Origin of the sequence: Spirillospora sp. NPDC048819, from assembly GCF_040650055.1 — a bacterium.
GTDB lineage: Bacteria > Actinomycetota > Actinomycetes > Streptosporangiales > Streptosporangiaceae > Spirillospora.
In genome coordinates this window covers 25,907-51,927 of the sequence record NZ_JBEZGN010000041.1, presented here as the reverse complement: position 1 = coordinate 51,927, position 26,021 = coordinate 25,907, and the positions used below count along the sequence as shown (strand labels likewise).

Sequence of the window (26,021 nt, the reverse complement as noted above, 5' to 3'; positions counted from 1 at the left end):
TCGCCAGGGGATAATGGAAACGTTTCCATGAAGGGGTTTCGATGGCCAAGATCGTTCTGGACCGGGTCGACAAGGTGTACTCCGGCGGGGTCAAAGCCGTGGACGGCCTCGACCTGGAGATCCGCGACGGCGAGTTCATGGTGCTGGTCGGCCCGTCCGGCTGCGGCAAGTCCACCGCGCTGCGGATGATCGCGGGCCTGGAGGAGATCAGCGGCGGGAAGATCTCCATCGGCGAGCAGGTCGTCAACGACCTCGCTCCCAAGGACCGCGACATCGCGATGGTCTTCCAGAACTACGCCCTCTACCCGCACATGACCGTCGAGCAGAACCTGGCGTTCGGCCTCAAGCTGCGCGGCACGCCGAAGGCGGAGATCAAGCAGAAGGTCCGCGACGCCGCCAAGATGCTCGGGCTGGAGCAGTACCTGGCGCGCAAGCCGGCCGCGCTGTCGGGCGGCCAGCGGCAGCGCGTCGCGATGGGCCGCGCCATCGTCCGCCAGCCGCAGGCGTTCCTGATGGACGAGCCGCTGTCCAACCTGGACGCCAAGCTCCGCGTGTCCATGCGCGCCTCGCTCAGCCAGCTGCACGAGCGGCTCGGCGTCACCACCGTGTACGTCACCCACGACCAGGTCGAGGCCATGACGCTCGGCTCGCGCGTCTGCGTGCTGCGCGACGGCAGGCTGCAGCAGGTCGACACCCCGCAGCGGCTGTTCGACAACCCGGTCAACCTGTTCGTGGCGGGCTTCATCGGCTCCCCCGCGATGAACTTCGTCACCGCCGACCTGACCACCGGCGACGGCGGCGCCCAGGTCGCCTTCGCCGGGTACACGCTGCCGGTGCCGGCCGCGGTGCTCAGCGACCGGCCGGGCCTGCAGAACTACCTCGGCCGCCAGATCGTCCTCGGCATCCGCCCCTCGGACTTCGAGGACGCCGCGCACGCCAAGCCCGAGTGGGCGCCGATGGCGGTCCGCAGCAGCGTCACCGAGGAACTGGGCAGCGAGATCAACGTCATCTTCACCATCGACGCCCCGCCGGTCGAGCACAAGGACACCGCCGACCTGGCCTCCGACGCCGCCGAGGGCGAGGAGGACATGACGATCCCGCTGGTCGACAACAAGGCGCTGTGGACCGCCCGGGTCAACTCCCGCTCGCACGTGCGCCCGGGACAGCACGTGGACCTCGCCGTCGACACCCGCCGGCTGCACTTCTTCGACCCGTCCAGCGGCCTGGCCATCGGGCACCCGGACGCCGTCCTGCGGCACGGCGCGCAGGATTCGGCGTCCCTGCGCAAGTCCGGCTGACCGTCCCCCCGCCTGACGACGGTGCCCACGGCCTCGCAGGCCGTGGGCACCGTCCCTAGCCGGATCCGTGGAGGACCACCCTCACTTCACAGAGCCGGCGAGCACTCCCTGCACGAAGTACCGCTGGAAGGCGAAGAACACCGCCAGCGGCACGATCAGCGACAGGAACGCGCCGGGCGCCAGGACGTCGATGTTGCCGGTGAACTGCCGCATCTGCGACTGCAGCCACTTGGTCATCGGCTGCGCCTCGGTGTCGGCGAACACCAGCGCGACCAGCAGGTCGTTCCACACCCACAGGAACTGGAAGATGCCCAGCGAGGCGATCGCCGGGCCGCCCAGCGGGAAGATCACCCTCCGGAAGATCGTCCACTCCGAGCCGCCGTCCATCCGCGCCGCCTCCAGCAGGTCCCGGGGGATCGCCGCGAAGAAGTTGCGCAACAGGAAGATCGCGAACGGCAGCCCGAACGCGACGTGGAACAGCACCACGCCGGTGACGGACCCGAACATCTGGAACCCGCCGAACTCGATGGCGCCGTACAGCTTGGCGACCGGGATCAGCGCCACCTGGACGGGCACCACCAGCAGCGCCACGACCACCAGGAACAGCCAGTCCCGCCCCGGGAACTCCATCCACGCGAAGGCGTAGGCCGCCAGCGAGGCGATCGCCACCACCAGCAGCGTCGCCGGGACGGTGATCAGGACGGTGTTCCAGAACGAGTCGACGAAGTCGGCCTTGTCCAGCAGCGCCGAGTACGACCCGACGGTCAGCTGCGCCGGCTCGGTGAACACGTTCCACCAGCCGCCGGCGGCGTTGTCCTCGTTGGAGCGCAGCGACGCCACCAGCAGCCCGAGCGTCGGCACCAGCCAGAACAGCGCGATCAGGACCAGGACCACCTGCGCCGCCCCGCCGCCGACGCGGCCGACGATGCGGGCGGCCAGGCCCCGCCGCGGCGCCCCCGCCGCCCCGTTCTCGCCGCCGGCCTCGGACGGCACCTTGGCGGCCTTCTCCGCGGTGCTCATTTGCGCTCCTGCCGAATTCGCCGGACGTTGAACAGCATGGCGGGCGCCACCAGCACGAACAGCAGCACGGCGATGGCGCTGCCGGCGCCCTGGTTGTTGCCGCCGCCGAACGACTCGACCCACATCTCCAGCGCCAGCACGCTGGCGTTCGGATCGCCGCCGCCGATGATGTACACCAGGTCGAACACCTTCAGCACGTTGATGGTCAGCGTGACCAGCACGACCATGAGGACGGGCGCCAGCAGCGGGATCGTCACCCGCCGGAACACCTGCCACTCGGTGGCGCCGTCCACCCGGGCCGCCTCCAGCGCGTCGCGCGGGATGGCGGCCAGCCCCGCGGCGATCAGCACCATCGCGAACCCGGCCCACACCCACAGGTACGACCCGATGATCGCCGGCGTGATCAGGGTGCCGCCGAGCCATTCGGCGCCCCGGTAGGCGGCGGTGAAGTTGTCGGCGGGCAGCCGGATCGTGTACGTCCCGTCGGGCACCTCCGCCATCGTGAACGTGCCGTCGGCGCCGGTGGTGGCGGTGGCGACCACCTTGCCGTCCCGCACCGCCTCGACCGTGATGCCGGGCAGCCCGCTCTCACCCGCGTTGGGGGCGTTGGGCTCCCCGCCGCCGCCCTTGGTGAAGTCGAACCACACCGTCCCGCTCAGCTGCCCCGGCTGGGCGGGCGGCGGCTGCGCGGCCGGCTCGGCGTCCTGCGGCAGGTACTCCGGCTTGACCTTCACCAGCGGAACGAGCGCGCTCTGCCCCGCGGCGAAGGAGTCCACCGTGACCACCCCGCCGGCCTCCGCGCGGACCGGCTGGTCGCCGCCGCGGGGACCGGCGCCGGGGTAGCTCGTGTCCTTCGCGAACGTGTCGTGGATCGCGACCATCGCCGCGTTCGCCACGCCCTTGTCGGGGTCCTGCTGGTACACCAGCCGGAAGATCACGCCGGAGGCGAGGAACGAGATCGCCATCGGCATGAACACCACGAGCTTGAACATCGTCGACCACCGGATCCGCTCGGTGAGGACGGCGAACAGCAGCCCGACGATGGTCACCACGGTCGGCGCCACCACCACCCAGATGGCGGTGTTGCGGACCGCGATGAGATTGTCGCGCCCCTGGAAGACCCCGGTGTAGTTCTCAGCGCCGACGAACGAGTCGCCCGGGGCGTCGAACAGACTGCGGATCACCGAATAGACGATCGGGTAGACCACGAGGAACCCGAGCAGCACCAGCGCCGGCAGCAGGAACGTCAGGGCCAGCCACGACGGCGGGGTCAGCCGCTCGCGTCCCCGGCGCTCGCGGGGCGGGGCGGGGGCGGGTTCGGCGACGGCGGCGGCGCCGCCGGCCGTCACGGCCGGCGGCACCCCCTCATCTTTCGGAGCCTTCATCCAGGTTTCCCTACTTGTACGCCTCGGCGGCCTCGGCCTCCAGCTTCGCCTGGGTGCCCTTGACGTCCGTCGGGTTCTGCACGAACTGGCGCAGCGCCTCCCACTCGCCGTCGCCGGGGGTCGCGCCGAACGCGGCGGGCGCGAGGTCGGACATGTCGTAGCGGGCGGCCTCGCCGGACTGCTGGAGCTGGGCGATCAGCTCCTTGGCGATCGGGTCGGAGTAGGCGTCCGGCGGGACGTTCTTGTTCGGCGTCAGGTAGCCGCCGAGCCCGGCCCAGACCTTGCCGGCCTCGGGTGAGGCGAGGAACTTCATCAGCTCCTGCGCGCCCTTGCCGTCCTTCAGCGCGACGGCGGTGTCGCCGCCGAGGATCGCCGGGGCGGTGTCGCCGGCCTTGGGGAAGGCGAACACCTTGGCGTCGGTGCCGACCTTGGAGTCGGTGGTGGCGATGTTGGCGGCGGCGAAGTCGCCGCCGTAGACCATGGCCGCCTTGTCCTGGCCGAACACCTGCGTGACCGACTCGTCGAACTTGGTCTTGGTCGCGGCCGCGACGCCGCCGTTGAGGAAGTCGGGCTTGCCCCAGATCTGGGCGAGCGTCTCCAGCGCCTTGCCGACCGTCGGGTCGGTCCACTTGATCTCGTGCTTGGCCAGCTTGTCGTAGTTCTCGGGCCCGGCCTGCGAGAGGTAGACGTTCTCGAACCAGTCGGTCAGCGTCCAGGAGTCCTGCGGCCCGGCGGCCAGCGTGAACGGCGTGCTGCCGGAGTTCTGCAGGGTGGTCGAGGCCTTCACCAGCTCGTCCCACGTCTTCGGCGGCTGCACGCCCGCGTCGGAGAACGCCTGCGGCCGGTACCACAGGATCGACTTGTACGCGGCCTTGATCATCACGCCGTAGGCCTTGCCGTCGGCGGAGCCGAGTTCCTTCCAGTACGGCGCGAAGTTCTTGTCGATCTCCGCGACCACGTCCGCCGCGAGGGGCTTGAGCGACCCCTTCTCGGCGTACTGGCGCATCAGGCCCGGCTGCGGCAGGATCGCCACGTCCGGCGGGTTCCCGGCCGAGATGCGCGGGCCGAGGAACGCGTCGGTGTTCTCACCGGTGGAGGCGTAGTTGACCTTCGCCCCGGTCTTCTTCTCGAACGCCTGCAGCACCTTGCGGAAGTTCTCTTCCTCCGGGCCGGTCCACTTGGCCGCGACCTCGATCGTGGTGCCCTTGAGCGCCCCGCCGCCGGCGGGCGTCGACCCGTCGTCGCCGCCGTCGTCGCCGCCGCACGCGGCGGCCGATGACAGGAGAAGTCCCGCCGCTACGGCGGCTCCCGTCATTCGCCTGCTGACCCTCATTCCTCATCCTCCCTGGACGGCCCGGCGTCGTCCGATCCCCAGATCGACGCACCGGACTCGATATCGAAGAAGTGCAGGCGACCGGTGTCGACTCGGATCGTCACCGGGTCGCCGACCTTCACGCGCGTGCGCGGGCTGAACCGCGCGACGAGATCCGTGCGGGGGGCCTCCAGCTTCCCCAGCACGTCGGTGCCCGCGTCGCGGGCGAGCTCCTTGGTGTCCTCGGTGACGACCTGGGACGCCTCGATCGCGAAATGGACGAGCACGTCCGAGCCCATCGCCTCCACCAGGTCCGCGGTGGAGGTCAGCGTGGATCCCTCCGTGGTCTCCACGAGTTCGGAGTCCTCCATGTCCTCGGGGCGGATTCCGACGGCGACGTCGTTGCCGAGGTGCGACGCCAGGGCCGGGCGCTCGGTCAGCACCCGGGCCGGAAGCGTCAGGGTCGTGTCGCCGATCTCCAGGCGCGGGTTCTCCGCGTCCCCGGTCAGCGTGCCCCGCAGCAGGTTCATGGCCGGTGAGCCGATGAACCCGGCGACGAACAGGTTCGCCGGCCTGTCGTAGAGCTCCTGGGGCGGCGCGACCTGCTGCAACTCGCCCTTCTTCATCACCGCGACCCGGTCTCCGAGCGTCATCGCCTCGGTCTGGTCGTGGGTGACGTAGATGGTGGTGACCTCCAGGTCGCGCTGGATCCTGGCGATCTCGGCGCGCATCTGCACGCGGAGCTTGGCGTCCAGGTTGGACAGCGGCTCGTCCATCAGGAACGCCTGCGGCTCGCGGACGATCGCGCGGCCCATCGCGACGCGCTGCCGCTGCCCGCCCGACAGGTTGCGGGGCTTGCGGGACAGGTGCTCGGTGAGGCCGAGGGTCTGCGCGGCGCGGTCGACCCGCTCCCTGATCTCGGCCTTCGGAAGCTTGCGCAGCGACAGCCCGAACCCGATGTTGTCGCGGACCGACAGGTGCGGGTAGAGGGCGTAGCTCTGGAACACCATCGCGACGTCGCGGTCGCGGGCCGGCACCCGGTTCACGACCCGGCCGCCGATCGTGACCTCGCCCTCGGAGATGTCCTCCAGCCCGGCGACCATCCGCAGCGCGGTCGTCTTGCCGCAGCCCGATGGGCCGACCAGGACCAGGAACTCCCCGTCGGCGATGTGGAGGTTCAGGTCGGTCACGGCCCGCGTGCCGTCGGGATATACCTTCCCGACGCTGGTCAGATCGACCTCTGCCACGGCGTCTCCTCTTCTTTACGGCACGGACTCGTCCAGCCGCGGGACCGGTCCCGCGATGCGGAGGGAACATGACTTACCCCCGCGTAACAATGAAGGTGGTACATGGCGGACGACCCGCGCCGCAACACGCACCGTGCCCGCTGACACATTTGGTGCAGAGATCGTTACCGCCCCGTTTTTTCTGCGGATTTATGGCGTCCGAAACGGCGCGGGGGCGCGGACGCAAACCCGTCCTCGCCCCCGCGCCGCCACCCGCGCGCGGAGCGGTCAGTCCACGACCACCAGACCGCGCTCGGTGAGGTTCATCGGCTCGTAGCCGTCCTCGGTGCACACCACGATGTCCTCGATGCGGGCGCCGTGCGGGCCGGGGTAGATGCCCGGCTCGATCGAGAACGCCATGCCCGGCTCGAGCGGCTCGAGGTTGCCCGCGACGATGTAGGGCTCCTCGTGCGACTCCAGCCCGATGCCGTGCCCGGTGCGGTGGAAGAAGTGCCCGCCGTGCCCGGCCGCCGCGATGACGTCGCGTCCGGCGGCGTCCACCGCCTCGGGCGTCGCCCCGGGACGGACGGCCTCGCACGACGCGCGCTGCGCCTCCTCCAGCACCGCGTAGTACTCCCGGTACTCGGCGGGCGGCTCGCCCACGCAGTAGTTGCGGGTCGAGTCCGAGCAGTAGCCGCTCGGCATCGTCCCGCCGATGTCGACCACCACCGGCTCACCGGGCCGGATGACCCGGTCCGACGGCTCGGCGTGCGGGTTCGCGCCGTTCGGGCCGGACCCGACGATGACGAAGTCGACGCGCGCGTGCCCCTCGGCGGTGATCGCGCCGGCGATGTCGCGGGCGACCTCGAGTTCGGTGCGGCCCGCCTTGAGGAGGCCGGGCACGCGGCGGTGCACGCGGTCGATCGCGGCGCCGGCCTCGCGCAGCGCCGCGACCTCGGCGGCGCTCTTGCGCATCCGCAGCTCGCGCAGCACTCCCCCGGCGGCGACCTGCTCGGCGCCCGGCAGCGCGGCGCGGAACCGCAGGGCCATGACCGCCCACATCCGGTCGGCCACGCCCACCGTCCCCACGTCTCCGGGCAGGCGCCCGGCGACCAGCGCGTACGGGTCGGCGGTCTCGTCCCACGGCACCAGCTCGACGCCGAGGGAACCGGCCGGCGACTCCTGCGCCGCAGGCAGCTCCAGCCGCGGCACGACCAGGAACGCCTCGCCTTCGGCCGGGACCACCAGGCAGGTGAGCCGCTCCAGCTCCTTGGCGTCGTACCCGGTGACGTAGCGCAGGTCCGGGCCGGGCGTCAGCAGCACCGCCCCTAGCCCCGCCTTCGCCGCCGCGTCCCGCACCAGGCCGAGCCGCTCGCGCGGATACAACTCCGTTGTCACACCCGTCTCCATTCTCCGGTCCTCTCCAGTGGCCGTACCAGGATCGCAGAGGCGCGTCCGCGCGCCTCTGTCACCGTCCCGTGGGAACATGTGGCCCATGAGCGGGCTGATGCTGCTGGACACGCCGTCGTTGTACTTCCGCGCCTTCTTCGGGGTGCCCGAGTCGGTGACCGCGCCCGACGGCACGCCGGTCAACGCCGTGCGCGGGCTGATCGACATGATCGCGCGGCTCGTCCAGGACCGTTCCCCGGACCGCCTCGTGTGCTGCATGGACGCCGACTGGCGGCCCGCGTTCCGGGTCGAGGCGCTGCCGTCCTACAAGGCGCACCGGGTGGCCGAGGGCGGCGGCGACCAGACGCCCGACGCGCTGGAGGCGCAGCTGCCCGTCATCGACGCGGTGCTGGACGCGTTCGGGCTGGCGCGGGCGGGCGTCCCCGGGTACGAGGCCGACGACGTCATCGGGACCCTGGCGGTGCGGGGCGCGGCGGACGGCCCCGTCGACATCGTGACCGGCGACCGCGACCTGTTCCAGCTCGTCGACGACCGCGCCCCCGTCGCCGTCCTGTACACCGCGCGCGGCATCAGGAACCTGCAGGTGATGGGCGAGAAGGAGATCGCGGCCAAGTACGGCATCCCGGGCCGCGGCTACGGCGACTACGCGACGCTGCGCGGCGACCCCAGCGACGGCCTGCCGGGCGTCCCCGGCGTCGGCGACAAGACGGCCGCGGCGCTGGTCACCCGGTTCGGGTCGGTCGAGGGCATCCTCGCCGCGCTGGACTCCGGCACCGACCAGGGCTTCCCGGCGGGCGCGCGGCGCCGGATGGAGGCCGCGCGCGACTATCTGGCCGCCGCCGAGACGGTGGTGCGGGTCGTCACCGACATCGACGCGCCGGAGCTGGCGGCGCTGGACGACCGGCTCCCCGCCGGCGCGCGCGACCCCGAGGCGCTCATCGAGCTGGCCGACCGCTGGAACCTCGGCAGCCCCGTCAACCGCCTCCTGAACGCCCTCGCCCGGTAACCGGCCCGGGGCCGCTGATCGCCGCTGCAAATTTCGCCAAAAGTGTCAGATGACGCAGACAGGCCGTTCTCAGGCGTGCAGCATCCACAGCGGTGATGGGTTCTCATGGGCACATGAGCGACCGGTACCCGCGGCACTGGGCCTCACCGCCCCACTCCCCCCAACTGCCGCGGGTACCGGTTCACCCGCCCGCCGGAACCGGAGACGCACGACCGTGAGCGAGCACCTGCTGACACGGAGGACGACGCCGCACGGCGGCCCCGGCGCCGCGTTCTGGGACACGCTGGACGACGCGGAGCGCGCGGCGCTGCGCGGTGTCTCGCGGCCGCGCAGGTACCAGCCGAAGATGCCGCTGTGCTACCAGGGCGACGATTCCGATCACCTCATCGTCATCGAGTCCGGCTGGGCCAAGGTGACCTCCTCCAGCGAGGACGGCCGCGAGGTGGTGCTCGCGGTGCGCGGGCCGGGCGACCTGGTCTGCGAGAGCGCCGTGCTCGGCCGCCGGGAGCGGTCGGCGACCGTGACCGCGCTCGGCCCGCTGCGGGCGCTGGTCGTGCCCGCCTCCCGGTTCACCGGCTTCCTGGACGCCCATCCCGGCGTGTGGCTGCTGGTCAGCGGCACGTTCGTGGGCCGGCTCGACGACGCCGACCGCCGGCTGCAGGCGCACGTGTCCGCGCAGGGCGCGCGGCGGCTGGCGATCCTGCTGTCCGACCTGGCCGACCGGTCTGCGGGCCAGGTCCCGCCGGACGCCTCCGGTGGGGTCGTGATCGGCCCGCCGCTGTCCCAGGAGGAACTCGGCAGCTGGATGGACTCCTCCCGCGAGACGGTCGCGCGGGCGCTCGGCACGCTGCGCGGCGAGGGCCTGGTGCGCACCGGGCGGCGGAAGATCGTCGTGGTCGATCCGGCGGGACTGCGGGAGTTCGCGCGGCGGTCCGCGTAGCTCCGCCGCCCGGCGCCTTTACATTGTAGATTTTTAGCGGAGGGGCGGGGTCCGTCCCGTACGCTCGATGCTGTGCCGCGCCGACCGCCGCGACTGGGCAGCGCCCTCTCGCCCACGAGACGGGCCGACGCCGAGGTCCGGGCCGGGCTCGACCGGATCCGGGCCGAGTACTCGGTTCCCGGCCCGTTCCCGGCGGCCGTCCTGGCGGAGGCCGCCGGCCCCGCGGCGCCCGCCGACGGGCGCGCCGACCTGCGCGGCGTCCCGTTCTTCACCCTCGACCCGCCCGGCTCCCTCGACCTCGACCAGGCCATGCATCTGGAACGGCGCGGGTCCGGGCACCGGGTCCGGTACGCCATCGCCGACATGGCCGGGTTCGTCCGGCCGGGCGGCGCCCTCGACGCCGAGGCGCGCGCCCGCGGCGTCACGCTCTACCTGCCCGACGCCAACGCGCCGCTGCATCCGCGCCGCCTGTCGGAGGGCGCCGCGAGCCTGCTGCCGGGCCGGGACCGTCCCGCCGTGGCGTGGACGATCGACGTCGACGAGGCCGGGCGGATCACCGACGTGGACGTCCGCCGCGCCGTCGTCCGCAGCCACGACCGCCTCGACTACGCGGGCGCCCGCCACGACGACGGCGACCCCCGCATCGCGCTGCTCGGCGAGATCGGCGAGCGGCTCATCGCGGCCGAGGCCGCGCGGGGCGGCGTCAGCCTCCCCCTGCCCGAGCAGGAGGTCGTGCACGCCAACGGCGGATGGGCGCTGAAGCTGCGCGGCGACCTCGCGACCGAGGCGTGGAACGCGCAGATCTCGCTGCTGACCGGCCGGGCGGCGGCGCGGATGATGCTGGACGGCGGCGTCGGGCTGCTGCGCACCATGCCGCCCGCGCCCGCCGAGGCCGTCGCGCGGCTGCGGCTGGCCGCACGCGCCCTCGGCGTCGCCTGGCCGGGCGGCTCCTCCTACGGCGACATCGTCCGCGCGCTCGACCCGTCCCTGCCCGGCCACGCCGCGTTCCTGCACGACGCGGCGGGGCTGATGCGCGGCGCCGGCTACACCGCGTTCGACGGGGAGCCGCCCGAGCAGCCGGCGCACGCTGCGGTCGCCGCCCCGTACGCGCACGTCACCGCGCCGATCCGGCGGCTGGCCGACCGGCACGCGACCGAGGTGTGCCTGGCGCTCGCGGCGGGGCGGCCCGTCCCCGGCTGGGTGCGGGAGGCGCTGCCCGGCCTGCCCGAGGTGATGCAGCGGGCGCTGCGCCGCGCCGCCGACATCGATCACGCCTGCGTCGACCTCGTCGAGGCGCTGCTGCTGCGCGACCAGGTCGGGGAGGTCTTCGACGCGGTGGTGGTGGACGTGAGCGCCGACCGTTCCGGCGGGCGCGTCCACCTGGTGACGCCGCCGGTGTTCGGCCGCTGCGACGGGGACGGGCTGCCGCTCGGCGAGCGGGTCAAGGTGCGGCTGGAGGAGGCGGACCCGGCGCGCCGCCACGTCCGCTTCTCCCGGGTGGCGTGATCCTCGAAGGCGGGCGGCCGGTCAGCGGCGGCGGGTGCGGGCGCGGCCGCTCGGGCGCCAGTTCGTGTTCGTCCCGACGCCGGCGAAGTGCAGGGCGATCAGCAGCAGGCCGAGCAACGTCAGAGTGCCGTTGTTGATGGCGTCCGAGGAGATGTCGGCCAGGTCGAACAGCAGGGCGAGGGCGAAGACGGCCGCGGAGGCGATCGCGAGCATGGGGGCCTTCCAATGGGTCGGGGGCATCTCACGCCCCGGGGCTTCCCATCAGATGTCCGTGCACCCGCCGCGCAAACCGCGTCCCCTTTCCGGTCCGCCCGAATCCCGGTGGAACTGCGGTTCGCCGTGTCAGGCGGCGGTGGGACTCAGGCTCTCGCCGAGTTCCTCGGTGACGGCGGCGTTGAGCCGGTAGGCGGCCTTGACCTCGTCGATGACGCGGTCCTGCTCGGCGGCGTCCCAGGGCGCGGCGTCCAGGAGGCCGCGGTAGCGGTCCTTGTACGCCTTGGGCTTGCCGGGGAAGCGGTAGAAGCGGACGCCGTCGTCGCCGGCGGACAGGTCGAGGGTCTTGCGGACCTGGACGCCGATGTACTGCCCGCCGGACAGGTCGCCCATGTAGCGGGTGTAGTGGTGGGCGACGAAGCCGCCCGGCCAGCCGAAGCACACCTCGCTGAGCCGGTCGCAGTAGCGCGCCGTGGTCGGGTTCGGCTCGATCCGGGAGCGCCAGCGGGGGCCGTAGAAGAAGGCCAGGTCCGCCTCCAGGGCGTCACGGCGGCGCAGGCCGGGAAGGTCGAACGGGCCGGCGACGGGGTCGGGCGCCATCCGGTCGGCGGCCGCCTCCAGCAGCTCGTACACGGGGTGCAGCTGCGCCACCAGGACCGCGTACTCCTCGCGGGCGAGACGGCCCTCGACGAGCGCGCTCATGTAGGCCGAGGTCTCGTTGTCGCCGTGGTCGCTCCACGTCGCGGCCCTCAGCCGCGCCGAGAACGACTCCGCCGTCGCGCCCTCGTTTCCAGCACTGTCCATCCGGCCCCTCCTTCATCCGGGACTTAGGCTAGCCTTACCTAAGTCACCTGGGAAGGTGTTGCGGTGATGTTTCCCGACGTGACGTCGGCTACTTTACCGACGGCCCGTCGGGAACGTCCAGTCACGTGCTCAGCGCGGCGCCTCGTGCGCCGCCGCGCGGGCTTCCTCGGTCATGCGGACGACCTCGTGGCGGACCTGGGGACGTTCGGTGAGGCGCTCGCTGAAGGGGATCCGGACGGGATGCTCGGCGCCGCCGTCGGTGACGGCGAAGTCGATGCCGTCGGCGTCCATCCCGGTCATCCGGGCCGCGGTCGCGCCGGGCCGGCCGGCCAGCGCCCGGCAGATCGTGAGGCAGTCGGCCGCGTGGTCCTCGTTCATGTGCCGCATGATCTGCCGCACGACCTCGCCGGTGAAGGCGCCCTCATCGGTCATGGTTCGTCCTTTCCTGCTGGAGCGGGCTCAACGGACAGGCCCTTGTAGACGTGGAGGGCGTTGCCGCCGAGGACGAGCGAGACGGTCTCCTCGTCCAGGCCGAGGGCGGCGACGGCGCGGGCGTTGCGCGCGACGCCGGGCACGCCCGGCCAGTCCGTGCCGAAGACGAACTTGCGGGCGAGGCGCCGCAGGTCGTGCCGCGCGTAGTACTCGGGGAGCCGCCGCGGCGGCAGCCCCGACAGCTCGATCCACACGTTGTCGCGCGACAGGGCGAGGAACGCCGCGGCGTCGTACCACCAGCCGCGCCCGCCGTGCGCGAGGACGAACGTCAGGCCGGGGAACAGCCGCAGCACGTCGTCGACCGCCGTCGGGTCGGCGTACCGGTTGGCCGAGCCGGGGAACGAGCTCGTCCCGCAGTGGACGACGACGGGAACGCCCGCGTCGCGGCACACCTGGTAGGCGGGGTACAGGTCCGGGTCGGCGACGCTGAACCCGCCGTGCACCGGGTGCAGTTTCAGCGCGGCCGCGCCGAACGCCAGCTGCCGCTCGACCTCGGCCCCGATCGGGTAGTGCAGGTGCGGGTTGACGTTGGCGACCGGCCTGAACCGGCGCGGGTTGTGCTTCACCAGCGGGAGCAGGTCCTCGATGGGCTGCATGCCGGTCGTCTTGGGGCTGTACTCGCAGAGCAGGAGGGCGACGTCGACGCCCTCGCCCTCGAAGTAGGCGTCGACCCGCTCCGGGACGAGGGTGCCGTCGGCGTCGTAGAGGTCCGGCCACGGGTGGGCGGAGCCGAACTCGTCGGCCCACTGCCGCCACGCCGGGGGCAGGGTCGGCAGCCGGGCCGCGTGCACGTGCGCGTCGATCAGCGGACGCCCGTCGAGCATGAACGCCTCCCTCTCAGGGCCGGATCCGGGTGAGCTCGGCGGCGTAGCGGTGGCCGTTGGCGACGTACATGGCGACCGCCTCCTTGTGCCACCGCTCGTCGATGCCGCCGGGCCTGACGCGCGCGGGGACGCCGAGGGCGGTGTGCTCGGGCGGGACGGCGGCGTCCTCGGTCAGGACGGCCCCGGCGCCCACGACGCCGCGGGTCCCGACGCGCGCGCGGTTGAGCACGACCGACCCGGAGCCGATGAGGCAGCGGTCCTCGATGACGCAGCCCTCCAGGTGGACGTTGTGGCCGATCACGCAGTCCGCGCCGATGACGGTCGGCCACGGCGCCGTGGTGTGCACGACGGTGCCGTCCTGGACGGACGTGCGGGCGCCGACGCCGATCGTGCCGTAGTCGCCGCGCAGGACGGCGCCCGGCCACACGGTGGCCTCCTCCCCCAGGGTCACCGACCCGATGACGGTCGCCCCGGGGTGGACGTACGCGGACGGATGGATGTCGGGTACCTGGTCTCCCAGCGCGTAGACGGCCATGCGGCGGAGCCTACCCGCCGCGGTTCAGGCGACGTCCGCGGAGTCCTGCTCGTCCAGCCAGGCCACGATGCCCTCCAGCGCGCCACGGCAGCCTCCGCAGCCGGTGCCCGCCCTCGTCTCGCGGGCGACGTCGTCGGCGGTGCGGGCGCCGGCCTGCCAGCACGCGCGGATCCGCCCCTTGCTGACGTCGTTGCACTGGCAGACGGTCGCCGCGTCCGGCATGCGCAGCGGCGATCCGGCCTCGGCGGCGCCGGCGGCGCCCGGGAACAGCAGGCCGAGCCGCTCGGCGGGCAGCGGCGCGGCGCGGTCGTAGAGCTGGGTGAGCGTCCCGGCCGCGGAGGTCTCGCCGACCAGGATCGCGCCGATCAGCCGCCCGTCCCGGATGACCGCCTTCTTGTAGGTGCCGCGCGCGGCGTCGGTGAACCGGACGACCTCGACGCCGTCGTCGTCGTCGCCGAAGTGCGTCTCGCCCATCGAGGCCAACTCGATCCCGGCGGCCTTGAGCCGGGTGATCTGCCGGGCGCCGGTGAACCGCGCCGCGGGGTCGGTGCCGGCGAGCAGCCCGGCGAGCACGCCGGCCTGCTCCCACGCGGGCGCGACGAGGCCGTACACCTCGTCGCGGTGCTCGGAGCACTCGCCGATGGCGCGGACGGACGGGTCGGTGACCGAGCGCAGCTCGTCGTCGACGATCACGGCGCGGCCGATCGCCAGGCCCGCGTCGCGGGCGAGGCCCACCTCGGGGCGGACGCCGCACGACAGGATGACCAGGTCGGTGCCGATGACCTCCGTCCCGCCGCCGGGCAGGGCCAGCTCGACGCCGGTGACCGCGCCGCCGGCGGTGCGCAGGGCGGCGACGTCGGCCTGCATGCGGGTGGCGATGCCGAGGCTCGCCAGGGTCCGGGCCAGGACCTTCCCGGCGGCCGGGTCGAGCTGGCGCTCCATGAGGTGCCCGGCCAGGTGCAGGACGGTCACGTCCAGGCCGCGGCCCATCAGCCCGCGGGCGGCCTCGATGCCGAGGAGCCCGCCGCCGACGACGACCGCGCTGCGCGCCGAGTCGGCCAGCTCGGAGATGCGGCGGCAGTCGTCCAGGGTGCGGAACACCAGCGCGCCGCGGGGCAGCCCGTCCCGCAGGCCGGGCATCGGCGGGATGAACGCGGTGCTGCCGGTCGCGAGGACGAGGGTCTCGTACGGGGTGACGGTCCCGTCCGCGGCGTGGACGGCCTTCGCCGCGCGGTCGACGCGGGTGACCTCGACGCCGAGCCGGGCGTCCACGCCGTGGGAGGCGTACCAGGCGGCGTCGACGAGGCCGATGTGGTCGGGCCGCGTCATCCCGGCGAGGACGTTCGACAGCAGCACCCGGTTGTAGGGGGGCTGCGGCTCCGCGCCGAACACCGTCACGGGCGTGCGGCGGTCGCGGGCGCGCAGCTCGCCCACGAACCGCGCCCCGGCCATGCCGTTTCCGACGACGACGATGCCCGCCCGGCCTCCCGCCCCCGCTGCGGCGCTCATCGCTTCACCTCCAGCGGGAGCGGCTTGATCTGGTCGCGCTCGACCTCGAACGCGATGCTCGGGTCGGGGGTCTTCGGGGCGTTGACGAACGAGACGAACCGGCGGAGCCGGTCGGGGTCGTCGAGGGTGTCGCGCCATTCGTCGGAGTAGGCGGCGACGTGGCGCTCCATGGCGGCGTCGAGGTCGGCGCAGATGCCGAGCCGGTCGTCCACGATGACCTCCCGGAGGTAGTCCAGGCCGCCGTCGAGGGACTCCAGCCACGTCGCGGTGCGCTGCAGCCGGTCGGCGGTGCGGATGTAGAACATCAGGAACCGGTCGATGCAGGTGATCAGCTGCTCGTCGGTGAGGTCGGTGGCGAACAGGTCGGCGTGGCGGGGCCGCATGCCGCCGTTCCCGGCGAGGTAGAGGTTCCAGCCGTTCTCGGTGGCGATGACGCCGAAGTCCTTGCTCTGCGCCTCGGCGCATTCGCGGGCGCATCCGGACACGGCCGACTTCAGCTTGTGCGGGGCGCGCAGCCCCCGGTAGCGCAGTTCGAGGCGGATCGCCATGGCGGCAGAGTCCTGAACCCCGTAGCGGCACCAGGTGGACCCGACGCACGACTTCACCGTCCGCAGCGCCTTGCCGTAGGCGTGCCCGGACTCGAACCCGGCCTCGACGAGGCGCCGCCAGATCTCGGGGAGCTGCTCGACGCGGGCGCCGAACATGTCGATCCGCTGCCCGCCGGTGATCTTGGTGTAGAGGCCGAAGTCGCGGGCGACCTCGCCGATCACGATGAGCTTCTCGGGGGTGATCTCGCCGCCGGGGACGCGCGGGACGACCGAGTACGTGCCGTTCTTCTGCAGGTTGGCGAGGAAGTGGTCGTTGGTGTCCTGCAGCGCCGCCTGCTCGCCCTCCAGGATGTGGCCGTTGCCGAGGCTGGCCAGGATGGACGCGACGGCGGGCCGGCAGATGTCGCAGCCGCGGCCCGTCCCGTGCTCCTGGACGAGCTGGGTGAAGCTGGTGACCCGCCCGCCGCGGACGATGTCGAACAGCTCGGCGCGGCTGTAGTCGAAGTGCTCGCAGATGGCCTTGCTGACCTCGATCCCGGCGGCGGTCAGCTCCGCGTCCAGGATCCGCTTGACCAGCGGGACGCAGCTTCCGCAGCTAGTCCCGGCCCTGGTGCAGTCCTTGACGCCGGGCACGTCGGTGAGGGAGTGCTCGGAGATCGCGCAGCGGATGCCCTCGGCGGTGACGTTGTTGCAGGAGCAGATGACGGTCGCGCCGGGCAGGTCGCCGCCCGCCGTCTCGGTTCCGCCGAACAGCATCTGCTCCGGGGCGCCCGGCAGGGTCCCGCCGACGTAGGCGCGCAGCGTCGCGTACGACTCGGCGTCGCCGACGAGGACGCCGCCGAGGAGGGTCTGCGCGTCGTCGCTGACGACGAGCCTCTTGTAGACGCCGGCGACGGGGTCGGTGTAAGTGACGCCGAGGGCGCCTTCGGGGCCGGCGAACGGGTCGCCGAAGCTGGCGACGTCCACGCCCATGAGCTTGAGCTTGGTCGACATGTCGGCGCCCTCGAACACGGCGGTGCCGCCGTCCGACAGCAGCCGGTCGGCGACGACCTCGGCCATGGAGAAGCACGGCCCGACCAGCCCGTACACGGCGCCGCCGACGAGGGCGCACTCGCCGATCGCCCAGATGGCCGGGTCCTCGGTGCGGCACGAGGCGTCCACGGCGATCCCTCCGCGCTCCCCCACCGGGAGGCCGCAGCCGCGGGCCAGTTCGTCGCGCGGCCGGATGCCGGCGGAGAACACGACCACCTCGGCGTCGATGACCGAGCCGTCGGCGAGCGCGACCCGGCGGACCGCTCCGTCCTCCCCCGCCTCCAGGGCGCGCATGGGGACGCCCGTGTGGACGGCCATGCCGAGTCCCTCGATGTGGCGGCGCAGCATCGCGCCGCCTCCCTCGTCGAGCTGGCGCGGCATCAGCCAGGGCGCCACCTCCACGACGCCGCTGCGCAGCCCGAGGCCCTGGATCGCGCGGGCCGCCTCCAGGCCGAGCAGGCCGCCGCCGACGACCGCGCCGGTCGCCTTCCCCCGCGCGTACTCGCGGATCGCGTCCAGGTCGTCGATGGTGCGGTACACGAACACGCCGGGCAGGTCGCGGCCCTCGACCGGCGGGACGAACGGCGCCGACCCGGTCGCCAGGACCAGTGCGTCGTAGCCGGCAACGCGTCCCGCGGACGTGGTGACGGTCCGGGCGCCGCGGTCGATCGCGGTGACCCGCTCCCCGGTGACGACCGCGACCTCGCCGCCGTGCGCGGGGTAGGCGAGGTCGGCGCCCTCCAGGTGCGTCGTCAGCGCGACGCGGTCGTAGGCCGTGCGCGTCTCCTCGCCGATGACGGTGATCGTCCATGTTCCGGCCGTGTCGCGTTCGCGCAGGGCCTCCACCAGGCGGTGCGAGGCCGGGCCGTGGCCGGCCACGACCAGCCGCTTGTCCGGTTTGCTGTCGGCTCCCATGGGCCCGATACTCGGCGGCCCGTATTTCCCGTTCGGATCCCGGACGTCACCCGCACGTTAACTGCGCCTCACGCCCGCCGCGTCCGGGAGATTGGGCGGGCGCACAGACTTCGCCGGTCGGTGCGGGCAACCCGTTCCTTTCGCGGAGGTGACACGAGAGGATCCAAAAGATGAAAAAGTATCCGAAATCACAGCATCAACGACATATCCGGAGGCGGCAGTGCGAAGGATCATCGGCGTCCCGCTCATCGCGCTCGGCACGTTCCTGCTGGCCGCCGGCCTCCTCGTGTACTTCTACGTCGGCCCCACGCTGATCGGCGCGCCCGTCGACGTCTACCAGGTGACACGGCTGCAGGCCGACAACGCCACCTACCTCGACGCGTCGTCGGTCACGCTGCGCACCGGCGCCACGGTGGTGGCGACCAACACCGTCCGCGGTGACGTGAAGGCGTCGAGTGACGACATCGCCGTCTGGGACAGCGGCACGATCGTCCAGGACGTGGGGCGCGGCAACACGATCGAGATCCAGAAGGCGCGGTACGCCTTCGACCGCACCACCGGGCAGCTGAAGAACTGCTGCGGCGCGGCGGTGCAGGGCGACACGAACGCCCGCATGGACGGCATCGGGCTGTCCTGGCCGCTGGAGGTCCGCAAGGAGGGCCTGGAGCTGCTCGACACCGGCACCCTCCGCGCCTGGCCGGTCACCTTCGACGGCGAGCAGCGCGTCGACGGGCTGAACACCTACCGGTACGTCCAGCACATCCCCGAGACCAAGGTCGCCGGTGAGCTGCCCGCCCTGCCCGCCGAGCTGTTCGGGCGCCCGAAGGGCGATCCGGCCGTCGAGACGGACCGCTACTACCGGGTGGACGCCACGTACTGGGTCGACCCGAGGACCGGCGCCCCGATCGACCAGCAGCGGCACGTGGTGACGACGCTGCGGCCCAAGGAGGGGCCGGGCAGTCTCGTGGTGGCGGACCTCGACCTGCGGATGACGCCGGAGTCGCGCGAGGACCTGCGCGCCAAGTCCGACGAGGGCGCCTCGCAGATACGGCTGCTGGAGACCGTCGTCCCCCTGACCGGCGTCGGGGCGGGCCTGCCGATCATCGTGGCCGGGCTGATCCTGACCTTCGCGGGCGGCCGCCGTCCCGGCCGGCGCGGAAACCGCCGCGCCCCGGCTCCGGCGGCGCGCCGCTGACGGCGGCTGACCCGGCGCGCCGCGTCCGGGCGTCCGGGGTCATGCGGGGGTGAGGACGAGCGCCGCGTCGTGGCCGCCGAAGCCGAACGAGTTCGACAGCACGGGGGCCATGGGCGCGATCGCGCGCACCTCGCCGTGCACGACGTCGATCAGCGCCGTGTCGGCGTCGGGGGCGGCGAAGTTCGCGGTCGGCGGCACCAGCCCGGCGGCGCCGCACAGCAGCGCGACCATCGCCTCCAGCGCGCCGCCCGCGCCGAGGATGTGCCCGGTGACGCCCTTGACGGCGGTGACGGGCGGGGCGTGGCCGCCGAAGCAGCGGCCGATCGCCAGGGCCTCGGCGGCGTCGTTGCCGGGGGTGCCGGTGGCGTGCGCGCTGATGTGCCCGATGTCGCGCGGTTCCAGGCCCGCGTCGGCGAGCGCGGCGGCCATGCAGCGGGCGGCGACGCGGCCGTCCGGCCGGGGGCTCACGAGGTGGGTGGCGTCGGTGCCGCAGGCGTAACCGCTGATCTCGCCGTACACGCGGGCGCCGCGGGCGGCGGCGTGGTCGGCCCGCTCCAGGGTGAGGAACGCGGCGGCCTCCCCCACCACGAACCCGTCGCGGTCGGCGTCGAACGGGCGGCCGGCCGTGTGCGGGGAGGGGTCGCGGCGGGCGAGGGTGCCGATGCGGGCGAACGCGGCCATCGTGAACGGCGTCAGGATCGCGTCGACGCCGCCGGCGACGGCGGCGTCGATCCGGCCCGCCCTGATGGCGAGGACGGCCTCGCCGATCGCGGTGGCGCCGCTGGCGCAGCCGGTCGAGTAGGTGAGGCAGGGCCCCTCGAAGCCGTGCCGGATGGACACGTTCGCGGCCGTCGCGTTCGGCATGATCTTCGGGACGGCGGGCACGGGCACCCGGTCGAGCGTCCCGGCGTGCTCGTGGCCGCCGAGCGCGACCACGGAGGCGAGGTTGGCCGCGGCGGTCCCCACGTACACCCCGCACCGTCCGGCGGCGCCGCGGCCGGGGCCGGCGTCCGCCCCGGCGCCGGCCCCGGCGTCCCGTGCGGCGTCGGCCACCGCGTCGTCGGCGGCGGCGACGCCGAGCCTGGTCATGCGGTCGAGGCGGCGGCGCTCGGGCCGGGTGAAGTAGCGGTCCTCCTCCAGCGGCGGGGCGGGGCAGCCGTACGACACCGAGGTCCCGGCCTCTAACAGCTCGGGGACGTGGACGGCCTGCGACTTGCCCGCGAGGACGGTCGCGAACACCTCCTCGGGGGTGCCGCCCGCCGGGCTCTTCACGCCGAACCCGGTCACCACCACCCGGGGCGTTCCATCGGCACGGCGCGCAGGGGTCATCCGTCACCTCGCGGTGTGGGGGAATGCGGGGTTCGGAAGCTAGCGTGCGGGCGCCCGCCGGGACTTGCCGCGCCGGGCACATTCTCCGGGCGGTTTTTGTCACGACGACACCGTCCGCCCCAGGGGTATCGGGTGTTTCGTCCCTCACTCGTCCCCGTCGTGCACGATGGAGGGGTGACGAGCGTTGCGGAGAGCCGGCCGGCCGGTGGCGGGGAGGGGACGCGGCTGCGGATGCTGGCCGACGTCGTCTCGGACGGCGAGGTGGTGGTGCTGAGCGGCGCGGGCCTGTCGACCGAGTCGGGAATCCCGGACTACCGGGGTGAGACGGGGCGCCGGCGGCGGGCCGAGCCGATGACCTACCAGGAGTTCACCGGGTCGGCCGCGGCGCGCCGCCGGTACTGGGCGCGCAGCCATCTGGGCTGGCGGCACATCGCCGCGGCCCGCCCGAACGCCGGGCACCGCGCGGTGGCGGAGCTGCAGGGGCGCGGCCTGGTCGCGGGGATCATCACCCAGAACGTCGACGGGCTGCAGCAGGCCGCGGGGGCGGAGGGCGTCGTCGAGCTGCACGGCGCACTGGACCGGGTGCTGTGCCTGTCGTGCGGCGAGCGGACGCCGCGCGGGCGGCTGGACGCGCGGCTGCGGGCCGCGAACCCGGGCTGGGACGCGCGGGCGGCGGCGGACGCGCAGGTCAACCCCGACGGCGACGCCGTGCTCGGCGACGGCGAGATCGAGGCGTTCCGGGTGGTGGACTGCGAGCGGTGCGGCGGCCCCCTCAAACCCGATGTGATCTTCTTCGGGGAGAACGTGCCGCCGGACCGCGTCCGGGACTGCTACGCGCTGACCGAGCGCGCGGGCGCGCTGCTGGTGCTCGGGTCGTCGCTGACGGTGCTGTCGGGGTACCGGTTCGTCCGGCACGCGGCCCGGCACGGCATTCCCGTCGCGATCGTCAACCGGGGCGCGACCAGGGGCGACGAGCACGCGCTGATCACGATGGACGCGCCCCTCGGGGCGACGCTGGACGCGCTGCTGGCCGAACTCGGCCCGTAGGGAAGGCGCGGTCAGACAGCGGCGCGGTCAGACGGGGGCGGGGTCAGCCGCCGGGGAGCACGGAGGTCGCGGCGGGCGCGGGAGACCGCCGCCGGTCCGGGCCGCCGGGCGGGGGCGCGCCGGTGACGACGGGCGCTTCGGGCAGGGTGTCGACGGTGACGAAGCCGGTGTTCTCCAGCCGTTTCAGCTGGCCGTTGAGGAAGGCCTGGACCTGCTGGGCGTACGCGCGCATCACGGTGTTGCGGGTGCTGGCGCGGACCGCGGCGGCCCGCGCGTACAGCTGTCCCTGCGCCGTCCGCATCCGCGCCACGGCGGTCTTGTCGTAGTCGGTGCCGGACTTCCCGCTGATCTCCGACATCCAGCTCGTCTGCTCGGCGGTCGGCCGGTTCGGCAGCGGGACGTTCAGCTTGGCGGCCATCCGGCGGTTGACCTCGTCGAACCGGATGTGCCGTGTCGCGATCTGGCCCAGGTTCTTGCGGGTGGCCTCCTGGGAGCCGCGGCGCGCGGCGGCCCGGCCGACCGGGATCTCCCACAGCGCGGCCTGCCTGAGCTGCACGAGGAGGAGGCGGTCGGCGGCGGTGAGCAGCCCCCCTTCGGCCTTGACGGCGCCCTGGTCCGCGCCGCCCGCCCCGCCGCCGTCGGCCGCGGCGGGCCCGGCCGGGCGGACGCCCCCGTCGGTCGTCTGGCGGCCCACGGGGGTGCAGCCGCCCAGGATCAGCGCCGCGGCCAGCCCGCACGCCGCCGCGGCGGTGGCCGGTCGGGGTCCTCGCATGCGCCGCCGTCCTTTTCGGTGGAGGGACGCCCCGGTCGGGGAGGGAAGCGTCACCTGAGCGGTACGCACCCCGCGGCGGCGGGGGTTCATCCGGACGGCCGGTTCTCCGGCGGCGGGGCGGGTCAGGTCCAGCCGAGCTGGACCAGGGTGGGGACGGGGGGTTCGCCGCCGGCCTCGGTGAAGGCGCGCAGCGCGGCGACCAGTGCGTGCCGCTGGCCGGGCGGCATGCGGGAGACGACCTCGGCGATGCCGGCGCGGCGGCGGGCGGTGACGTCGTCGACGATGGCCCGGCCGGCGCCGGTGAGCTGGATGCGGACCTCGCGCCCGCTGTGCGGGCTGGCCTGCCGGTCCACCAGCCCGGCCGAGGCCAGCCGGTCCACCATCCGCATCGCGGTGGAGGGGTTGACCTCCAGCAGCCCGGCAAGCGTGACGAGCTTGGACGGCCCCTGCGAGGACAGCACGACGAGCAGCCGGAACTGCGGCAGGGTCACGGCGTCCTCGACGGCGGCCAGGGAGCGCACGGAGATCGCCACCAGGAGCCGGGACGCGGTCAGGACCGCCGAGGTGACCTCGTCGACGCCGTCGTCGTCGTCATCCGCACGCTGGCTCATGACGACTTTCTACAGGGCCGCGGCGGTGGCGCGCCAACGTGCCCGGGGCGGTCACGGGCGCTCCCCCGGGAGCAGGCCGGCGAGGACTTCGGCGAGGTGGCGGGGCCGGGCGGCGGTGCCGGACTCGATCTGCGTCCGGCAGGAGAACCCGTCGGCGAGGACGGTCACGTCGGGGCCGGCGTCGCGCACGGCGGGCCAGACTCCCTGCTCGGCGACGGCGGTGGACACCTCGTAGTGCCCGCGCTCGAAGCCGAAGTTGCCGGCGAGGCCGCAGCAGCCGGCGTCGAGGGTCTCCACGTCCACGCCGGCGCGGGACAGGACGCGTTCGTCGGCGCCGAACCCCATGACGGCGTGCTGGTGGCAGTGCGGCTGGGCGATCGCGCGGACGCGGGGGGTGTCGAGCCCGGCGACTACGCCGTGGGAGGCGCCGGGCGAGGCGCCGCCCGTCTCGGCCTGGTGCTCGTCGAGGAGTTCGGCGAGGGTCCTGGTGTGGTCGCGGAGCCGCTTGACGTCGTCCTCGGCGGCGTCGCCCTCCATCAGCTCGGGCGCGTCGGCGCGGAACACGGCGGTGCAGCTGGGTTCCAGCCCGACCACCGGGACGCCGTCGCGCAGCCGCGGCGCGAGCGCCCGGACGGTGCGGCGCAGCACGCGGGCGGCGACGCCGAGCTGCCCGGTGGAGATCCACGTCAGGCCGCAGCACAGCGCGGCGGGCGGAACCTCGACGCGGTGGCCGGACGCCTCCAGGACGCGGACGGCGTCCTTGGCGATGTGCGGGTGGAAGTTGTCGGTGAACGTGTCGGGCCACAGCACCACCCGCTTCCCCTCACGCCGCGGCGGGCGGCGCCTGAACCAGTCGGTGAACCGTTCGGGCGCGAAGCGCGGCATGTCGCGGCGCGGGTCGATCCCGCCGAGCCGCTTGGCCGCCGCGCCCAGGACGGGCAGGTGCAGGGCCGTGTTGGCGGCGCCCGGCGCGAACGCGGCGATCCTGGCCCACAGCGGCAGCCAGCCCATCGTGTAGTGGGAGGGCGGGCGCAGGCGGCCCGCGTAGTGGTGGGCGAGGAACTCGGCCTTGTAGGTGGCCATGTCCACGTTGACGGGGCAGTCGCTGCGGCATCCCTTGCACGCCAGGCACAGGTCGAGGGCGTTCAGGACGTCCTCGGACCGCCACCCGCCGGTGATGACGGCCGCGCCGCCGGGGCCGGGCACCGACGGGTTCGGCACGCCGCCGCCGGGCATGCCGCGCATCATCTCCATCAGGATGCGGGCCCGCCCGCGGGTGGAGTGCTCCTCCTCCCCGGTCGCGCGGTAGCTCGGGCACATCACGCCGCCCGACGACGCCCGGCATTTGCCGATCCCGACGCAGCGTGCCGCGGCGTGGGTGAAGCGGTGGCCGTCGTCGGGGTAGGAGAAGTGCGTGTCCGGCTCGGCCGGGTCATAGGCGAGATGGTCGAGGTCGTCGTCCAGCCGGTGCGGGTGGACGATCTTGCCGGGGTTCATCCGGTTCCCGGGGTCGAAGACCGCCTTGAACCGCTCGAACAGCCGGACGACGTCGCCGCCGAACATCAGCGGCAGCAGCTCGGCGCGGGACTGCCCGTCGCCGTGCTCGCCCGACAGCGACCCGCCGTAGGAGACGACGAGCCGCGCCGCGCGCTCGATGAACCTGCGGTAGTTCCCGGCGCCCTTCTCGTCCTCCAGGTCGAACGGGATGCGGGTGTGCACGCAGCCCTGCCCGAAGTGCCCGTACAGGGACACGGGCCCGTAGCCGAACTCGCGGATGAGGGCCCGCAGGTCGCGCAGGTAGTCGCCGAGCCGGTCCGGCGGGACGGCGGAGTCCTCCCACCCCTCGTGGGTGTCGGGCCGGCCGGGCGGGTAGGCGGTCGCGCCGAGCCCGGCCTCGCGGACCTTCCAGATCCGCTCCTCCTCTTCGGGGTCGTGGACGAAGGTGCAGCGGGGCCGCAGCGGCCCGGCCTCCATGTGCTCGATGAAGGCGCGGGCGCGGCGGTCGGCCTCGTCCTCGGTGTCGCCGCCGAACCGGACCATGAGCCAGCCCGCGCCTTCGGGCATGTCCTGGATGACGCGCGGCCCGGCCAGGTGGTGCCACTGGGCCAGCCGCAGGAGCCTTTCGTCCATGCCCTCCAGGGCGAGCGGCTCCCACGGCAGGGCGCGGGGCACGGCGTCGCCGGCGTCGGTGATGTCGTCGTAGCCGAGGACGGCGAGCGACTGGTGCGCCGGGACGGGGAACAGCCGGACCTCGGCGCGCAGGACGGTGACGAGCGTGCCCTCCGACCCGACGAGGGCGCGGGCCACGTCGAAGTTCTTCTCCGGCAGCAGCGAGTCGAGGTTGTAGCCGGACACGCGCCGCGGGATGCCGGGGTAGCGGGTGCGGATCAGCTCCATGCCGTCGTCGCGCAGCCCGCGCAGGGCCCGGTAGATCTCGGCGCGGCGGCCGCCCTCCGCTCGGATGCGCTCGTACTCCTCGTCGGAGGTCTCGCCCACCCACATGCGCAGCCCGTCGTAGGTCAGCACCTCCAGCCGGACGACGGAGTCGGCCGTCTTCCCGTACGCCTGCGCCGACGCGCCGCAGGAGTTGTTGCCGATCATCCCGCCGATGGTGCAGGTGTCGTGGGTGGACGGCTTGGGCCCGACCATCAGGCCGTGCCCGGCCAGCCCGGCGTTCAGGTCGTCCAGGCACGCGCCGGGTTCCACGACGGCGCGGCAGGCGCCGGCGTCGACGGAGATCAGCGCGCGGCAGTACTTGGACCAGTCGATGACGACGGCGTCGTTGACGCACTGCCCGGCCAGGCTCGTCCCGCCGCCGCGCGACAGGACGGGCACGTCGTGCTCGGCGCAGACCCGGACGGCCTCGGCGCCGGCCTCGACCGTCCGCGGCACCACCACCCCGATGGGCGGCTGCCGGTAGTTGGACGCGTCGTGGGCGTAGGCGGCGCGGGATCCGGCGTCGAACCGGATCTCGCCGTCCACGCGGGCGGCCAGGGCGCGCCGGAGCGCGTCCCCGCCGCGGGCCGCGTTCCCCGTTCTCGTCCGTCGTCCGTGCCGGGTGCCTTCCGCCGAAACAGCCATGGCGGAACGCT

At 73.6% G+C, this 26,021-nt stretch carries 22 protein-coding genes; 6 read left to right on the top strand and 16 right to left on the bottom strand.

Features of this window, described 5'->3' with window-relative positions:
• Positions 1 to 41: 41 nt before the first annotated feature.
• A complete protein-coding gene (gene ugpC / locus AB0C35_RS38195; protein ID WP_358467008.1) occupies positions 42 to 1,298 on the top strand; it encodes a sn-glycerol-3-phosphate ABC transporter ATP-binding protein UgpC in 1,257 nt (418 codons plus the stop codon).
• A gap of 81 nt (positions 1,299 to 1,379) precedes the next feature.
• Here the strand turns inward: ugpC (AB0C35_RS38195) and AB0C35_RS38190 are convergent, their stop codons facing one another.
• From AB0C35_RS38190 to AB0C35_RS38170, 5 genes are all read right to left on the bottom strand, one after another.
• Complete coding sequence (locus tag AB0C35_RS38190; protein ID WP_358467006.1) at positions 1,380 to 2,318, bottom strand: carbohydrate ABC transporter permease; 939 nt, start codon at positions 2,316 to 2,318, stop codon at positions 1,380 to 1,382.
• Positions 2,315 to 3,703: an ABC transporter permease subunit gene (locus AB0C35_RS38185; protein WP_358467004.1), complete on the bottom strand. Its 1,389-nt coding sequence runs from the start codon at positions 3,701 to 3,703 to the stop codon at positions 2,315 to 2,317. Before AB0C35_RS38185 ends, AB0C35_RS38190 begins: the two co-directional genes overlap by 4 nt.
• 10 nt (positions 3,704 to 3,713) lie before the next feature.
• Positions 3,714 to 5,036 (bottom strand): ABC transporter substrate-binding protein, encoded by a 1,323-nt coding sequence (locus AB0C35_RS38180; RefSeq protein ID WP_358467002.1) that lies wholly within the window; start codon positions 5,034 to 5,036, stop codon positions 3,714 to 3,716.
• Entirely contained in the window at positions 5,033 to 6,262 is a 1,230-nt protein-coding gene (gene ugpC, locus AB0C35_RS38175; RefSeq protein WP_358467000.1) for a sn-glycerol-3-phosphate ABC transporter ATP-binding protein UgpC, read from the bottom strand. The genes AB0C35_RS38180 and ugpC (AB0C35_RS38175) overlap by 4 nt, the downstream gene beginning before the upstream one ends.
• Before the next feature lie 267 nt (positions 6,263 to 6,529).
• Complete coding sequence (locus tag AB0C35_RS38170) at positions 6,530 to 7,639, bottom strand: Xaa-Pro peptidase family protein (RefSeq protein ID WP_358466998.1); 1,110 nt, start codon at positions 7,637 to 7,639, stop codon at positions 6,530 to 6,532.
• Between the two features lie 97 nt (positions 7,640 to 7,736).
• Here AB0C35_RS38170 and AB0C35_RS38165 point away from each other — a divergent pair, with 97 nt between their 5' ends.
• The 3 genes from AB0C35_RS38165 (at position 7,737) to AB0C35_RS38155 (ending at position 11,103) form a co-directional block, all read left to right on the top strand.
• A complete protein-coding gene (locus AB0C35_RS38165; protein WP_358466996.1) occupies positions 7,737 to 8,657 on the top strand; it encodes a 5'-3' exonuclease in 921 nt (306 codons plus the stop codon).
• A gap of 214 nt (positions 8,658 to 8,871) precedes the next feature.
• A complete protein-coding gene (locus AB0C35_RS38160) occupies positions 8,872 to 9,597 on the top strand; it encodes a Crp/Fnr family transcriptional regulator (RefSeq protein ID WP_358466994.1) in 726 nt (241 codons plus the stop codon).
• Between the two features lie 72 nt (positions 9,598 to 9,669).
• A complete protein-coding gene (locus AB0C35_RS38155) occupies positions 9,670 to 11,103 on the top strand; it encodes an RNB domain-containing ribonuclease (protein WP_358466992.1) in 1,434 nt (477 codons plus the stop codon).
• A 21-nt stretch (positions 11,104 to 11,124) separates the two neighbouring features.
• Here AB0C35_RS38155 and AB0C35_RS38150 read toward each other — a convergent pair whose 3' ends face one another.
• From AB0C35_RS38150 to nirB, 7 genes are all read right to left on the bottom strand, one after another.
• Complete coding sequence (locus AB0C35_RS38150; RefSeq protein WP_358466990.1) at positions 11,125 to 11,316, bottom strand: hypothetical protein; 192 nt, start codon at positions 11,314 to 11,316, stop codon at positions 11,125 to 11,127.
• Between the two features lie 129 nt (positions 11,317 to 11,445).
• Complete coding sequence (locus AB0C35_RS38145) at positions 11,446 to 12,120, bottom strand: biliverdin-producing heme oxygenase (RefSeq protein WP_358466988.1); 675 nt, start codon at positions 12,118 to 12,120, stop codon at positions 11,446 to 11,448.
• Positions 12,121 to 12,249: 129 nt separating this feature from the next.
• The gene (locus tag AB0C35_RS38140) at positions 12,250 to 12,552 is read right to left on the bottom strand and encodes a DUF2470 domain-containing protein (RefSeq protein ID WP_358466986.1); all 303 of its coding nucleotides are present in this window, start codon (positions 12,550 to 12,552) and stop codon (positions 12,250 to 12,252) included.
• Positions 12,549 to 13,436: an amidohydrolase family protein gene (locus AB0C35_RS38135; protein WP_358466984.1), complete on the bottom strand. Its 888-nt coding sequence runs from the start codon at positions 13,434 to 13,436 to the stop codon at positions 12,549 to 12,551. Before AB0C35_RS38135 ends, AB0C35_RS38140 begins: the two co-directional genes overlap by 4 nt.
• Before the next feature lie 13 nt (positions 13,437 to 13,449).
• The gene (locus AB0C35_RS38130) at positions 13,450 to 13,971 is read right to left on the bottom strand and encodes a gamma carbonic anhydrase family protein (protein WP_358466982.1); all 522 of its coding nucleotides are present in this window, start codon (positions 13,969 to 13,971) and stop codon (positions 13,450 to 13,452) included.
• A gap of 24 nt (positions 13,972 to 13,995) precedes the next feature.
• Complete coding sequence (locus AB0C35_RS38125; protein WP_358466980.1) at positions 13,996 to 15,480, bottom strand: FAD-dependent oxidoreductase; 1,485 nt, start codon at positions 15,478 to 15,480, stop codon at positions 13,996 to 13,998.
• Positions 15,477 to 17,975 carry a nitrite reductase large subunit NirB gene (nirB, locus tag AB0C35_RS38120; RefSeq protein ID WP_358466978.1) on the bottom strand — a complete coding sequence of 833 codons (2,499 nt, stop codon included), beginning with the start codon at positions 17,973 to 17,975 and terminating at the stop codon, positions 15,477 to 15,479. Before nirB ends, AB0C35_RS38125 begins: the two co-directional genes overlap by 4 nt.
• A 220-nt stretch (positions 17,976 to 18,195) precedes the next feature.
• Between nirB and AB0C35_RS38115 the strand changes: the two genes are divergently transcribed.
• Positions 18,196 to 19,170 (top strand): DUF3068 domain-containing protein, encoded by a 975-nt coding sequence (locus AB0C35_RS38115; RefSeq protein WP_358466976.1) that lies wholly within the window; start codon positions 18,196 to 18,198, stop codon positions 19,168 to 19,170.
• 39 nt (positions 19,171 to 19,209) lie between these two features.
• Here AB0C35_RS38115 and AB0C35_RS38110 read toward each other — a convergent pair whose 3' ends face one another.
• Positions 19,210 to 20,499 (bottom strand): beta-ketoacyl-[acyl-carrier-protein] synthase family protein, encoded by a 1,290-nt coding sequence (locus AB0C35_RS38110; protein WP_358466974.1) that lies wholly within the window; start codon positions 20,497 to 20,499, stop codon positions 19,210 to 19,212.
• A 174-nt stretch (positions 20,500 to 20,673) separates the two neighbouring features.
• Between AB0C35_RS38110 and AB0C35_RS38105 the strand changes: the two genes are divergently transcribed.
• Positions 20,674 to 21,546 (top strand): NAD-dependent protein deacetylase, encoded by an 873-nt coding sequence (locus AB0C35_RS38105; RefSeq protein ID WP_358466972.1) that lies wholly within the window; start codon positions 20,674 to 20,676, stop codon positions 21,544 to 21,546.
• A 43-nt stretch (positions 21,547 to 21,589) separates the two neighbouring features.
• Here AB0C35_RS38105 and AB0C35_RS38100 read toward each other — a convergent pair whose 3' ends face one another.
• The 3 genes from AB0C35_RS38100 to AB0C35_RS38090 form a co-directional block, all read right to left on the bottom strand.
• Positions 21,590 to 22,318 carry a DUF4142 domain-containing protein gene (locus tag AB0C35_RS38100; RefSeq protein WP_358466970.1) on the bottom strand — a complete coding sequence of 243 codons (729 nt, stop codon included), beginning with the start codon at positions 22,316 to 22,318 and terminating at the stop codon, positions 21,590 to 21,592.
• Positions 22,319 to 22,440: 122 nt separating this feature from the next.
• The gene (locus AB0C35_RS38095) at positions 22,441 to 22,929 is read right to left on the bottom strand and encodes a MarR family transcriptional regulator (protein WP_358466968.1); all 489 of its coding nucleotides are present in this window, start codon (positions 22,927 to 22,929) and stop codon (positions 22,441 to 22,443) included.
• Positions 22,930 to 22,980: 51 nt separating this feature from the next.
• Positions 22,981 to 26,010, bottom strand: a complete 3,030-nt coding sequence (locus AB0C35_RS38090; RefSeq protein ID WP_358466966.1) for an FAD-linked oxidase C-terminal domain-containing protein — start codon at positions 26,008 to 26,010, stop codon at positions 22,981 to 22,983.
• Positions 26,011 to 26,021 lie beyond the last annotated feature (11 nt).